Source organism: Actinoplanes sp. NPDC048967, assembly GCF_040649415.1.
Lineage (GTDB): Bacteria > Actinomycetota > Actinomycetes > Mycobacteriales > Micromonosporaceae > Actinoplanes.
The window spans coordinates 293,594-306,228 of record NZ_JBEZFL010000003.1; the positions used below are offsets into that span (position 1 = coordinate 293,594).

Consider the following 12,635-nt stretch of genomic DNA (forward strand, 5'->3'; position numbering starts at 1 on the left):
GCCGCAGGGTGCAGGTCATGCGGATCTCCCTGACTCTCCTGCTGTTGACCCTGGCCCTGCCGCTGCAGGCGGCGCCGCCGGCCCCCGCACCCGCCCGCGCCGGCGAACCGTACGCGTCCTGGGCCCGCTCCGGACGCCAGTTCCTCACCCTCGACCCGCGCGGCGACGGCCGGGCCGTCGAGGTGCTCGGCGATCTGACCGGCGCGGAACGGATCGCGGTGCTCGTCCCGGGCGTCGACACCCGGCTGCGCGACTTCGACCGCGGCCTGGGCGGCGTCTCCCGCCGAGCCCCAGCCGTCCAGGCCCGCGCGCTGTACGCGGAACTCCGCGCCACCGCCCCCGGCACGCGGGTCGCCGTCGTGGCCTGGCTCGGCTACGACCCGCCGGAAGGCCTGTCCCTGGACTCGGCCCGCGACCTGCGCGCCCGGACCGGCGCCGACGAGCTGACCGCCTTCGTGCAGACGCTGCCCACCGGGGCCGCGGTGACGCTCATCGGCCACAGCTACGGCGCGCTGGTCGTGGGCCTGGCCGCACCGCACCTGCCCTGCGTCGCCGACGTCGTCGCGCTGGGCGCGCCGGGCATGGGCACGAACACGGCGGCCGGCCTGGGCGGGGCCCAAGTGTGGTCGGCGCTCGCGGACAACGACTGGATCCGGCGGATACCGCAGCTGCGGGTGGGCCACCTGGGTCACGGCCGGCGGCCCTCGTCACCCGCGTTCGGCGCGCAGCCACTGCCGACCGCCGGGGTGAGCGGCCACGACGGGTACCTGTGCCCGGGCTCGGCGACGCTGACCGCGGTGGCTTCGGTCGTGCTGCACCCGGCCTCGCGCACCGTGGGTGCGGCATGAGCGCGGCACCGCGGGACCGGACGATCGACGCGGTCCGCGCGTATGCGATCGTCGGCGTGGTCGCCGGGCACTGGCTGGTCACCGGCCTGGTTCCCGGTCCGGACGGGGTGACGACCGCGAGCCCGCTCGCCGCGATGCCCGGGGCGGCCCCGGCGACGTGGTTGTTGCAGACGTTGGGGCTGCTCTTCTTCGCCGGCGGATACTCCGCTGCCTGCTCCACCCGCGCACGCCGGTCCGCCGCCACCGGCTCGGCACAGCCAGGCCGGCCCGCCGCCGCCAGCTCAGTGCAGCCAGGCCGACCCGCCGCCAGCTCGGCACAGCCAGGCCGGCCCACCGCCACCGGCTCGGCACAGGCCGGCCGGCCCGCCGCCGAGCCGGCCGGGTGGCGTCGCGGGGCGCTGGCCCGGTTGCTGCGTCCGGCGACCTTCCTGCTGGCCGGATGGGCGCTGGTCCTGTTCGCGGGGGCGGCGCTGGGTACCCCGACCGCGACGTTGCGCACGATCGCCGGCCTGGTCGTGAGCCCGCTGTGGTTCCTGCTGCCCTATCTCGCGCTGCGCGCCGCCACCGGCCCGTTGAGCCGGGTCGTCCGCCGGCTCGGGGTGGCGGCCGTCCTGCCGTCGGTGGTGGCCGTCGCGGCCGGGGATCTCGGGCTCCTGCCGGACCTCGTGGTGATCCCGGCGGCGTGGTCCATCCCCTGGCTGCTCGGCATGATGCTGGCCGACAGCGACCGCCACCGCGCCCCGGCCGCGAGCACGTCCGTGGACACCTCCCCACGCCCGGACACCGGTCCGGGCATCGCCACCGGCCCGTCTGTCGGCGCCTACCCGCGGCCGGGCGCCTTCCCGCGGCCGGGCACTTCCCCTCAGCCGGGCACTTCCCCTCAGCCGGGCGCTTCCCCTGAGCCGGGCGCTTCCCCTGAGCCGGGCACTTCCCCTCAGCCGGGCGCTTCCCCTGAGCCGGGCGCTTCCCCTGAGCCGGGCACTTCCCCTCAGCCGGGCGACTCCCCTCAGCCGGGCACCGACCCGTGGCCGGGTACCCGCGCGTGGCCGGGGGCCGACCCTCGGCCGGGTGCCGACCCTCGGCCGGGCGCCGGTCCGTGGGTCGGCGCCGCGCTCGCCTGCAACGGCGCCGCGATCCTGGCCGCGCTGATCCTGATCGGCGGCTACCCCGTCAGCGCGGTCGGGGTGCCCGGCGGCGGGCGGTCCAACCTGGACCCGCCCACCCTGGCCGCCGTAGCGCTGGCCGTCACCCAGATCGGTGTCTTCCTGATGCTGCGCGGACCGCTGGCCCGCCTCCTGCGCCACGACCGGGTCCGCCGCCCGATCACCGCCCTCAACCGCGCCGCCGTCCCGGTCTATCTCGGCCACCAGAGCGTGCTGCTGGTCGTAGCCGGTGCCGCGGCCCTGCTCAACCCCGCGATGCCCGGCCTCCTGACCGCCCCGGACAGCCCCGGCTGGGCCTGGCAACGCCTCGCCTGGCTGCCCCTGCTGGCCGGCATTCTCGCCGCCGCGACACGTGGGCGACACCACGGTGAGCCCGATTACCTTAAGCCCCGCTTAAGAGGTACGCTCTTCGACGGTTCCCGAGCCCGGACTACTGACGGAGGTGATCGCTGTGCGAGATAGCGATCCTCCCAGTCGTGGCCGGGCCGTTCGTCAGCCGCTCTGACCTCGACCGCCGCGCGCCTGCACCGGCGTGCGCCCCGAGCCTGACCCGCTGACGCAGCATCCCATCCCGCTCCAACCGCCCTGCGGCTCCGTCTGTTCTACCGGAGCCGGGTGGTGTCGTGCCGCGCCGCGACGGGAGCTGGATGCCGGCCGCGATGAGCCGTGTGCGCACTTTCCCCGTCGGTCACCACCGGAAAGTCACAGCCATGGGCAAGTTCGTCGCTCCCCTGACCTTCACCATCGCCGCCGCCTGGGTGGTCGTCCTCTTCGTCCTCGTCCACAGCACCCCCTGACAGCCGACCCGGCACCCCGCAACGGCATGCCGCGTCGTCGCGGTCCGGCTGTCTCGGTGCTGGGCCGTCCCCGCTTCCACCCCGGCGTTTGCCGAAATCGCAAAGGGTTTCGGTCTACCGGGCCGGCGACCGTCAGAGTGCTGGGGATGACAACAGCAACGCGGAAGCGCCTCGACGGCCGTACGGCGCTCGTCACCGGATCCACCAGCGGCATCGGCCGTGCCGTGGCCGACCTGCTCGCCGAGCACGGCGCTCATGTGCTCGTCTCGGGCCGCGACGCCGGGCGAGGAAGCGGGGCAGTCACGCGGATCCGCGACCGCGGCGGTCGTGCTGACTTCCTGGCCGCCGACCTCACGACGACGGCCGGAACCACCGGCCTGGCCGACCGTGCCCTCGGCGTCACCGGTCAGGTGGACATCCTCGTCAACAACGCGGGCGTCTTCACCTTCGGGCCGACGACGGCCACGACCGAGGCCGCCTTCGACTCCATGTACGCGCTGAACGTCAAGGCCCCGTACTTCCTGGTGCAGTCGCTGGTGCCGGCCATGGCCGAGCGGGGTTCCGGAGTGGTGGTCAACATCCTGACCGGCGCAGCCCACCGCGGCTCCGTCGCCGCGGGGCTGTACGGCTCCAGCAAGGCGGCGTTGCTGCTCCTGACCCAGGGCTGGGCCGCGGAGTTCGGTCCCGCCGGCGTACGTGTCAATGCCGTCAGCCCGGGTCCGATCCGGACCGAAGGCACCGGCGGCGGAGCCGGACTCGAGTCTGTCGCCGCGGCCTTGCCCGCCCGGCGCCTCGGCGACCCGCGAGAAGTGGCGGCCGCCGTCGCCTTCCTCGCCGGGGACGAGGCGGCCTACGTGCACGGGGCGGTGCTGCCGGTCGACGGCGGCGCGATCGCCACCTGACCGGCGACGCTTCCGCTCAGGGCAGGCGTGAGGTCCAGAGCAGACTCATCGCCCCGGCGAGGAGCCCGAGCAGCAGAGCCACCCCGGCGTACCACTGGGTGACCTCACGGGGCTCGATCCGGTGGCCGATCGAGCTGCCCATGTCCTCGTACACCTGCTTGAGCTCGGAGACCGACGCCGCCTCGTAGAAGTAGCCCTTGGTCTTGTCGGCCAGCTTCTGCAACGACAGCCGGTCCACCGGCACCCGCTGCAGCTGGCCGCGGATGTCGACCACCCCGGTGTCGGTGCCGAAGGCGATCGTCGAGACCGGCACATTGGCCGCCTCGGCCGCCGCCGCCGCGTCCTCGACCGAACGGCCCGACGTCCGGTAGCCGTCCGACAGCAGCACGATGCGGGCCGGCGGCGCGCCGTTCGCACCGTCCGCCGGGACCGTGCGGATGGCGTCCAGCGAGGTGAAGACCGCCTCGCCGGTCGCCGTCGCCTCGGCCAGGGTCAGCCCGTCGATGCCGGCGAGCACCGCGGCGCGGTCCTTGGTCGGCGACACCAGCACGTTCGCCGCCTTCGCGAACGAGACCAGGCCCAGGTTGTACGTCGGCGGCAGCTCCTGCACGAACGCCTTGGCCGCCTCCTGGGCCGCCTCGATCCGGTTCGGCTGGACGTCGTCGGCCTCCATCGACAGCGACACGTCGATGGCCAGCATCACGGTCGCCCGTTCCAGCGGTTCCTCGCGGTCGATCGACGGCCGGGCCATCGCGAACGCCAGCGACAGCAGGCTCAGCAGGAAGGCGCCGGCGGCCACGTGCCGGCGCCAGCCCAGGCCCTTGGGCGCCAGGGTGCGCAGCAGCTCCACGTTCGTGAACTTCATCGCGTACGTGCGGCGGCGGAACTGGCGCAGGACGTACGCACCCGCCACCAGCAGGACGGACAGGACGGCGAGCAGCCACCACGGCTGCAGGAAACGGATCATCGCGTTGTCCCCCGGGTGCGTGCGTGTCGTTGGGCGGCCACAAAACGGACGACGTCGAGCAGCCAGTCGGTGTCGGTGCGCAACCTCAAGTGTGCGGCACCGGCGGCCCGTAGTGCCCGGGCAATCTCGCCGCGCTGGTTGCCGGCCGCCTCGGCGTACCGGGCCCGCAGCGCCGGATCGGCCGTCTGCACCTCGTGCAGCACCCCGGTCTCGGGGTCGGCCAGGGTCAGCACGCCGACGTCCGGCAGCTCCAGCTCGCGCGGGTCGACAACCTCGATGGCCAGCACGTCGTGCCGGACCCCGAGCTTGCGGATCGGCCGGGACCAGCCGTCCACCGGAGCCAGGAAGTCGGAGATGACCACGGCGACACCCCGGCGGCGCGGTGGCCGGTTCAGCATGTCGATCAGCTCACCCAGGTCGGTGCGTCCGGGCCGGATCCGGGTACGGGCGATCGCGCGCAGCAGCCCCTGCGCCTCCTTGCGGCCGGGCCGGGCGGGCATCCGCACCATCGGCTGGGTCTGCGGTGCCGGGGGGCCGGGCTCCCGTCGCTTGCGCCAGCTGAAGCCGCTGGGCTGCCGGGCGGGCAGGCCCGAGCCGGTGCCCACGACAGCGCCGATCCGGTTGCCGCCACGTACGGTCAGGTGCGCCATCGCCGTGGCCGCCGCGAGCACCAGGTCGCGTTTGAGCATGGTCGCCGTGCCGAAGTCGAGGCTGGCCGACAGGTCGACGGCCATCCACGTCTCCAGTTCACGGTCGGCGACCGTACGCCGTACGTGCGGAAGCGTGGTCCGGGCCGTGACCGGCCAGTCCATCCGGCGCACATCGTCGCCGGGCCGGTATTCGCGGCTCTCCCCCGCCTCGCTGCCCGGACCCGGCAGCAGGCCCGCGTAGTCGCCCTGCAGCAGACCGTCCAGCTTGCGGGTGACCAGCAGTTGCAGGCGCGACAGCACGGCCTCGGCGCGGGCCGTGCTCGCGTCCTTCACCACGGGCGGGAGGTCGGCGGTCGTCACGAGCTGACCGTCACTGCTGTCCCGGCCAGGCCGGCTGCTGCGGCAATGAGTCGAACGCCGGACCCCCGCTGGCCGGCACCGCCGACACCGGATGGCCGTTGGGGTGGGCGCCGGGGTGCCCGTTGGGCGAGGTGCCCTGCCGGGAGGCGACCGAGGGCATCGGCACGCTGGCCATGATCCGGGCGACGATGTGGTCGGCCGGGATGTCGTCGGCGAGCGCGTCGTAGCTGAGCACCAGCCGGTGCCGCAGGATGTCCGGGGCGATGTCCTGCACGTCCTGCGGCAGCGCGTAGTCACGGCCGCGGAGCAGGGCGAGGGCCCGGGTGGCGCGGACGATGCCGAGCGAGGCACGCGGGCTGGCGCCGTACTGGATGAGCTGGGCGACGTCGGGCATGCCGTGCTGGGCCGGCGCGCGGGTGGCCAGCACCAGCCGGACCGTGTAGTCGACCAGCGCGTTGTGCACGAACACCTGGTCCGCGCGGCGCTGCAGAGCCAGCAGGTCCTCGGACGAGAAGACGGTCTTGGGTTCCGGCGGGCTGACGCCCATCCGGTAGACGATCTCGCGCTCCTCCACGTCGGTGGGGTAGCCGACCAGGATCTTCATCAGGAAGCGGTCGCGCTGCGCCTCGGGCAGCGGATACACGCCCTCCTGCTCGATCGGGTTCTGGGTCGCCATGACCAGGAACGGATCCGGCACCGAGTGCGTCTCGCCGCCGATCGACACCTGGTGCTCGGCCATGACCTCGAGCAGCGCCGACTGCACCTTGGCGGGCGCCCGGTTGATCTCGTCGGCGAGCAGGAAGTTGACGAAGACCGGGCCGAGTTCGACGTCGAACTTCTCGCTCGACTGCCGGTAGATCCGGGTGCCGACGATGTCGGCGGGGACCAGGTCGGGGGTGAACTGGATGCGCGAGAAGGAACCGCCGACGACGCGGGCCAGGGTCTCGACCGCCAGCGTCTTGGCCACGCCGGGCACGCCTTCGAGCAGGCAGTGCCCGCGGGCCAGCAGCGCGACGAACATCCGCTCGACCATCCGGTCCTGGCCGACGATGACCCGCTTGACCTCGAACATGGCCCGTTCCAGCTGGGTGGCGTCCTGAGCCGGCGTCACCGGCCGGCCCTGCTCCGGCCGGCCCTGCTCCGGCCGCGCCTGCTCCGGCCGCGCCTGCGCCTGTGCCGGCCAGCCCTGCTCGAGCCGGCTCGGCTCCGGCCGGCCCTGCTCCGGCCGGCTCATCTCCGGCCGGGCCTGGTCGGCGCTGCCCGGATCGGCGCTGCTCGTGCCCTCGGGCATGGTCGGCTCGGCCACCGGTCCTCCATCGAGATTCTGCGGTTCTCAGGTCGCGCCGGCACGGGTGCCGACGCTCAAGACTTACACGACCACGCTGGGAGCCGTCGGGCAGAGGCGGATTACGCGCCCGCCACGCGGGCGAGGATGTCGATCTTTCTGCGCGATGCGCTCGAACGGGCACCTCCGGCGGGTAGACGCGGCACCCGCGTGAGCGTGTAACATTCAGCCCGTCGCCGGGCGACTTCCCCCGTGGTCGCCCGGCGCTCTAATCTCTCCCCCGGCTCTGATCCCTCCCACCGGATAGTGTTCATCCCGTGGTCGAGGAGCTTTCCCCGCAGTGCTCGCGCAAGGGCTGTCGTGCGCCCGGCGCGTGGTCGCTGCTGTGGAACAACCCCAAGCTGCACGACCCGGCGTACCGCAAGACCTGGCTGGCCTGCGACGACCACCGTGAATACCTCACCGATTTCCTGACCGCGCGGGCATTCCTGCGCGAGGTCAGCCCGTTCCGGGCGCCGCAGCGCGACAGCTCCGCTTAGGCTTTCAGCGTGACCGAGCCCAGCGCCCCGGCGCCCGCCCCGACCGACCCGCTCGAGCCATGGCCCGACACGGTCGAATGGCGGCCGGTCTCCCGCAGCCTGATCACAGTGGAGTTGATCAACAGGGCGGTCTGGGTGGTCATCGTCCTGGCCGGCCTGACGGTCGGCGCGGTCCTGACGGACCACTGGATCTGGCGCGCGGCCATGGCGGCGGTCGTGGCCATGGCGATCTGGCGCTCCCTGGTGACGGTCCGGGCCGTCAAAGCCTGGGGGTACGCGGAACGCGACAACGACCTCCTGGTCCGCCACGGCCTGGTGATCCGCCGGCTGTCGATCGTCCCGTACGCCCGCATGCAGTTCGTCGACGTGACCGCCGGACCGCTGGAACGCGCGTTCAAGCTGGCCACCGTCCAGCTGCACACCGCGTCGGCCGCCAGCGACGCCAAGATCCCCGGCCTCCCCCCGGAGGAAGCGTCCCGCCTGCGCGACAGGCTGACGGCGCTGGGCGAGGACCGGGCCGAAGGCCTGTGACCGCCGCCTACTCCCGCCCCCAGCCGGACCCCGGACCCGGCGGCGAGCCGTCGCAAGCCGCCGGGCCGCCCGACGCCGCCGAGCCGTCGAAAGCCGCCGGGCCATCCGATGCCGCCGGCCGGCCGGCCGCCGACAACGGGGTGCACCACGCCGACCGATCGCCGCTCACCGCCGAGCCATCCGCCGTCCCCCAACCGCCGGTCGCTTCGGAGCCCGGCGAGCCAACCACCCAAGCCGGCCCGCTGCCGCCCACGCCGCAGCCGAGTGGGCCGCCCACGCCGCAGCCCGGTCGGCCGCCCGCTTCGGAGCCCGGCGGGCCAACCACCCAAGCCGGCCCGCTGCCGCCCACGCCGCAACCGGGTGGGCCGCCCACGCCGCAGCCGGGTGGGTCGCCCACCGAGGCCGGGCCGTCAGTGCCCGCGGACGCGGTGGTCGCCGAGCCGCGCCGGCGGTTGCACCCGCTCAGCCCGCTGCTCAGCGGGGCCAAGTCCATCGCCGTCATCGTCGCCGCCCTGAGCTGGCAGACGTTGTCGCAGGTCGGGATCGAGCGCTTCGCCCTCGTCGTGGCCGTCGTCGCGGTCGGCGTCGTCATCTTCGCCGTGATCGGCTGGCTGAACACCGGCTATCACGTCGTCGGGCGGGAGCTGCGGATCCAGGACGGGCTGCTCTGGCGGCGCAACCGGGCCATCCCGCTCGACCGGTTGCAGGCCGTCGAGATGCGGCGGCCATTGCTGGCTCAGCTCACCGGGCTGGCCGAGCTGCGGCTCGAGGTGGTCGGCGGCGGTAAGACAGAGGCTCCGCTGGCGTACCTGAGTGTCCGGGAGGCCGCCGCGCTCCGGCAGCGGTTGCTCGCGCTCGCCGGGCGTACCCCCGGGGTTGTTGCTCCGGGCGCCGCGGAGCCGGCGCCGGCCGCGCCCGAGTGGCCACTCTTCCGGGTCAGCAACCGTGACCTGCTGATCAGCCAGTTGCTCACCCCGCAGGCCTTCCTGCTGCCGGTCGGTGTCGCCTTCGTGGTGATGCAGTTCGTGCTCGAAGGGTCCTGGACCTTCGTCGGCATCGCCAGCACGGTGACCGCGATGGCCGGTGTGCTGCTGCAGCCGGTCCGGCGGGTGCTGCAGGACTGGGACTTCCGGCTGGCCCGCGATCCCGACGGGCGGCTCGCCGTGCGCTACGGGCTGCTGGAGACCCGCAGCCAGATCGTGCCGCTGAACCGCGTGCAGTCCATCGGGGTGACCTGGCCGCTGCTCTGGCGGGCCAAGGACTGGCTGCACATGCGCCTGGACATCGCCGGGTACGCCGGTCCGCAGTCGAATGACGACAAGCGCTCGGACCGCCTGCTGCCGGTGGGCGTGTTCGCGGCCGGCCGGCAGCTGGTGTGGGAGGTGCTTCCGGGCGTCGATCTGGCCGCGCTGGCCACGCTGCCACCGCCGGACCGGGCCCGCTGGTTGCACCCGTTCGCGCTGCGGTCGTTCGGTACGGGGCTGACGCCGGAGGTGTTCGTCGCACGTTCCGGGCTGCTCACCAAGGAGCTGACCATGGTCCCGTACGCGCGGTTGCAGAGCGTACGGGTCGTGCAGGGGCCGGTGCAGCGGATGTTGCGCCTGGCCACCGTGTACGCGGACACCGCGGGCGGCCGGTCGGGGGTGGCTCAGGACCGGGACGTCGACGAGGCGTGGTGGATCGCCGAGCAGCTGTCGATCCGCGCCCGCCACGCCCGGGCCGCGACCGCACCGGCCGCCGGGCAGCAGCAGCCGATGCTCGCCCCGGCGGTCCCGGGTCCGTCCTTCGCCGGTCAGCCCGCTGCCGGCCCGCACGGCGCAGTGCCTGTGGATGACGCAGTGCCTGTGGATGACGCAGCGCCTGTGGATGACGCTTACTGGCGCCGGCCGTCGCAGCCCTAAGCTGTGTCGCATGGAGCTACCGGAGTTCTCCCCCGGGCTCAGCGCCCGGGTGGAGCTGACCGTCACCGACGCGGACACCGCCCAGGCGCTCGGCTCGGGTGACGTGCCCGTGCTCGGCACGCCCAGGGTGCTCGCGCTGGCCGAGGCCGCCACGGTCGCCGCGACCGCGCGGCAGATGCCCGGCGGCGTCACCACGGTCGGCGTCCGCGCCGAGGTCGAGCATCGCGCGCCCACCCCGCTCGGGCGCCGGGTCACCGCGCTGGCCACGCTGGCCAAGGTGGACGGGCGCAAGCTGATCTTCGACGTCGTGGTGCGCGACGGTGAGGAGCTGGTGGCCGAGGTCCGGGTCGAGCGGGTGCTCCTGGACCGGCAGCGCTTCATCGCCAAGGCCCTCGGCGACTGAACAAGACAAGTCCTGGGCGATCAGGTGAGCAGCGCCTCGAACGGCGCCAGCGGCACCACGCCCTCGACCTGCCGCGCCAGTTCCGGGTCGAGGGTCACGAGGGCGTCGGCCTGCAACTGCGCCACGGCCACGTATTCCGCGGCGACCGTGTCGTCCCAACCGAGCTGCTCGGCCACCCGCCACGCGGTCTGCCGGGAGACCCGGTCGCCGAGCAGCCGGATCTTCATCGTGGTGATCCCGTCGAGCAGCGTCCGCGCATCCGCCGCGGCGATCTCGCCCTGCCGGGTCTGCCGGTAGAGCAGCGACAGCGCCTGCGAGCGCAGCACGTTGGGGGCGACGAGCTGGTGCTCCGCGGCCACCGTCACGCCTTCACGGACGAGACGGATCGCCGTGGGGGCGTCGATCGTGTATCGCGTCATGCCCCATCTTGGCGTGCGCGGTGGTGGTCGGCAGCTCGAAGTGGGCGAAGTGTTCCGCGCCCAGGAACGACGTGATTTCCGCTATCCGGTCGTCGCGCAGGGTGAGCACGGAGATCGCCCACGCCCGCCCGTCGAGGTACTGCGCGACCGCGGGTTGCCCGTTCGCGGTCACCGGCACGTTGCGCCACGATCCGCACGAGCTCAGCGGCACCCGGGCCGCGAAGTCGGTGACGGCCGCCAGCCCCGCGTACCAGTGCGGCAGCGGCGGCATCGCCCAGGTCACGTCCTCGGTGAGCAGCGTGACCAGCCCGTCGACGTCGCCGCGTTCCAGCGCCGCCGAGTAGCCGTTGACGATCTCCCGCAACCGCGCGTCGCCGACTTTGCGCAGGGTCTGCTGCTGGCTGCGCGCCGGCACCTTCGCCGCGACGATCGCCCGGGCCCGCTGCAGCGCGCTGTTCACCGACGCGGTCGAGGTGGCCATCACCTCGGCGATCTCCGCCGCCGAGAAGCCCAGCACCTCGAAGAGCAGCAGCGCCGCACGCTGGTTGCCCGGCAGATGCTGCAGGGCGGCGACGAACGCGAGCTCGACCGCCTCGCGCTGCTCGTAGCGCGCGTCCGGCCGGGCGCGGCCCAACTGCCCGTCCGGGTACGGCCCCAGCCACGCGACCTCGTGCGACGGCACATCACCGAGCACAGCCCGGGGACTCGACGGCCCGACGTCGACGGGCAGCGCCCGCCGCCCCCGGGCCTCGACCGCGTCCAGGCAGGTCCGGGTGGCCACGGTGTAGAGCCACGAGCGCAGCGAGCTGCGTCCTTGGAAGCCGGCGAGCCCGCGCCACGCCCGCAGCAGCGCGTCCTGCAGCGCGTCGTCGGCGTCGTGGGTGGAGCCGAGCATCCGGTAGCAGTGGGCGTGCAGCTCCCGGCGCAACGGCCCGACGACGCGGTTGAACGCCTCGTCGTCGCCGTTGCGGGCCCGGGCCAGGTCGGCGGATTCGGCGCGGGTTTCACTCACCTCACGAAGTGTGCCCGACGGTCAGCCTTCCAGGACGCCCCGCAGGCGTACCTCGAACGCCGCCGGGTCCTCGGCGAAACCGATGTGGTCGCCGGGGAACATGGTCGGCGCGATGCCGAGGCCGGCGGCGAGCGCCCGGGACGCCCGGTCGCACAGCTGCCCGGTGGAGTCCTCGCCGATGCCGACCACGATCCGGGTGGGCACGGCCTTGAGCCGGTCGAGGTCGGGCACCCACCGGGCGGTGGCCCGCAGCATGTGGGCGAACTGGAAGTGCTCGTCGGCGACGGTCTGCGGCGAACGGTCGCTGAGGAACACCTGCTCGATCATCTCCGGCGGGAAGGGGATGTTCGCCGCCCGCAGGAACTTCACCCAGGCACCGAGCACGTCCCCGGCGAGGTACGCGGCGACCATTTCCTCGGTGGCGGCGTACAGCTCGGCGCGGTCCTCCAGCAGCTCCTGCAGCGGCGGCTCGTGGGCGATGACGGTGTGCACCAGCTCGGGCCGAGCCTGCGCCAGGGCCAGGACGCTGACCGCGCCGCCGCTGGAGCCGAGCGCCACGGCCGGGCCGGCGTCGAGGTGGGTCAGCAGCCGGGCCAGGTCGTCGGCGCGTTCACGCGGGGTGGAGTCCCGGTCGGGGTGCTCCACCGAGCTGCGGTTGATGCCGCGGGGGTCGGTGGTCAGCACGGTGTGGTCGCGGGCCAGCAGACCGGCGAGCGCCTCGAACGAGCGGGCGTCCATCGGCGCGCCGGCCAGCAGCACGAGCGGGCCGCTGCCGCGTACCTCGTAGTGCAGCCGGGCGCCGGGCACGGCGAGCTGCCGGGCGGTGACGGGAATGGTCATCGAGGGTCCTCCGGACAC

At 73.8% G+C, this 12,635-nt stretch carries 14 protein-coding genes; 8 read left to right on the forward strand and 6 right to left on the reverse strand.

Features of this window, described 5'->3' with window-relative positions:
• Positions 1-17 precede the first annotated feature (17 nt).
• From AB0C12_RS13880 to AB0C12_RS13895, 4 genes are all read left to right on the forward strand, one after another.
• Positions 18-848 carry an alpha/beta hydrolase gene (locus AB0C12_RS13880; RefSeq protein WP_360547660.1) on the forward strand — a complete coding sequence of 277 codons (831 nt, stop codon included), beginning with the start codon at positions 18-20 and terminating at the stop codon, positions 846-848.
• Positions 845-2,473, forward strand: coding sequence for a hypothetical protein (locus AB0C12_RS13885; protein ID WP_360547662.1), 1,629 nt, complete (start codon positions 845-847; stop codon positions 2,471-2,473). The genes AB0C12_RS13880 and AB0C12_RS13885 overlap by 4 nt, the downstream gene beginning before the upstream one ends.
• 206 nt (positions 2,474-2,679) lie before the next feature.
• Positions 2,680-2,808, forward strand: coding sequence for a hypothetical protein (locus AB0C12_RS13890; RefSeq protein WP_360547664.1), 129 nt, complete (start codon positions 2,680-2,682; stop codon positions 2,806-2,808).
• 146 nt (positions 2,809-2,954) lie between these two features.
• Complete coding sequence (locus tag AB0C12_RS13895) at positions 2,955-3,710, forward strand: glucose 1-dehydrogenase (protein WP_360547666.1); 756 nt, start codon at positions 2,955-2,957, stop codon at positions 3,708-3,710.
• 16 nt (positions 3,711-3,726) lie between these two features.
• Here the strand turns inward: AB0C12_RS13895 and AB0C12_RS13900 are convergent, their stop codons facing one another.
• Genes AB0C12_RS13900 through AB0C12_RS13910 form a run of 3 tightly spaced genes read right to left on the reverse strand, consistent with a single transcriptional unit; the run spans position 3,727 to position 6,993 of the window.
• Positions 3,727-4,677 carry a VWA domain-containing protein gene (locus AB0C12_RS13900; protein WP_360547668.1) on the reverse strand — a complete coding sequence of 317 codons (951 nt, stop codon included), beginning with the start codon at positions 4,675-4,677 and terminating at the stop codon, positions 3,727-3,729.
• Positions 4,674-5,687, reverse strand: a complete 1,014-nt coding sequence (locus tag AB0C12_RS13905) for a DUF58 domain-containing protein (RefSeq protein WP_360547670.1) — start codon at positions 5,685-5,687, stop codon at positions 4,674-4,676. Before AB0C12_RS13905 ends, AB0C12_RS13900 begins: the two co-directional genes overlap by 4 nt.
• A 10-nt stretch (positions 5,688-5,697) precedes the next feature.
• Positions 5,698-6,993 (reverse strand): MoxR family ATPase, encoded by a 1,296-nt coding sequence (locus tag AB0C12_RS13910; RefSeq protein ID WP_360547672.1) that lies wholly within the window; start codon positions 6,991-6,993, stop codon positions 5,698-5,700.
• Between the two features lie 296 nt (positions 6,994-7,289).
• On the opposite strand from AB0C12_RS13910, the gene AB0C12_RS13915 reads away from it, so the two are divergent.
• The 4 genes from AB0C12_RS13915 (at position 7,290) to AB0C12_RS13930 (ending at position 10,346) form a co-directional block, all read left to right on the forward strand.
• A complete protein-coding gene (locus AB0C12_RS13915) occupies positions 7,290-7,511 on the forward strand; it encodes a hypothetical protein (protein WP_360547674.1) in 222 nt (73 codons plus the stop codon).
• Positions 7,512-7,520: 9 nt separating this feature from the next.
• A complete protein-coding gene (locus tag AB0C12_RS13920; protein WP_360547676.1) occupies positions 7,521-8,042 on the forward strand; it encodes a PH domain-containing protein in 522 nt (173 codons plus the stop codon).
• Between the two features lie 413 nt (positions 8,043-8,455).
• Positions 8,456-9,943, forward strand: a complete 1,488-nt coding sequence (locus AB0C12_RS13925) for a PH domain-containing protein (RefSeq protein WP_360547678.1) — start codon at positions 8,456-8,458, stop codon at positions 9,941-9,943.
• A gap of 10 nt (positions 9,944-9,953) precedes the next feature.
• A complete protein-coding gene (locus AB0C12_RS13930) occupies positions 9,954-10,346 on the forward strand; it encodes a hotdog domain-containing protein (protein WP_360547680.1) in 393 nt (130 codons plus the stop codon).
• Positions 10,347-10,366: 20 nt separating this feature from the next.
• On the opposite strand, the gene AB0C12_RS13935 is transcribed toward AB0C12_RS13930, so the two are convergent.
• From AB0C12_RS13935 to AB0C12_RS13945, 3 genes are read right to left on the reverse strand one after another with little or no spacing between them, the layout of a single operon-like run.
• A complete protein-coding gene (locus AB0C12_RS13935) occupies positions 10,367-10,765 on the reverse strand; it encodes a hypothetical protein (protein WP_360547682.1) in 399 nt (132 codons plus the stop codon).
• Positions 10,716-11,777 (reverse strand): sigma-70 family RNA polymerase sigma factor, encoded by a 1,062-nt coding sequence (locus tag AB0C12_RS13940; RefSeq protein ID WP_360547684.1) that lies wholly within the window; start codon positions 11,775-11,777, stop codon positions 10,716-10,718. Before AB0C12_RS13940 ends, AB0C12_RS13935 begins: the two co-directional genes overlap by 50 nt.
• Positions 11,778-11,798: 21 nt before the next feature.
• The gene (locus tag AB0C12_RS13945) at positions 11,799-12,617 is read right to left on the reverse strand and encodes an alpha/beta hydrolase (protein ID WP_360547686.1); all 819 of its coding nucleotides are present in this window, start codon (positions 12,615-12,617) and stop codon (positions 11,799-11,801) included.
• Positions 12,618-12,635 lie beyond the last annotated feature (18 nt).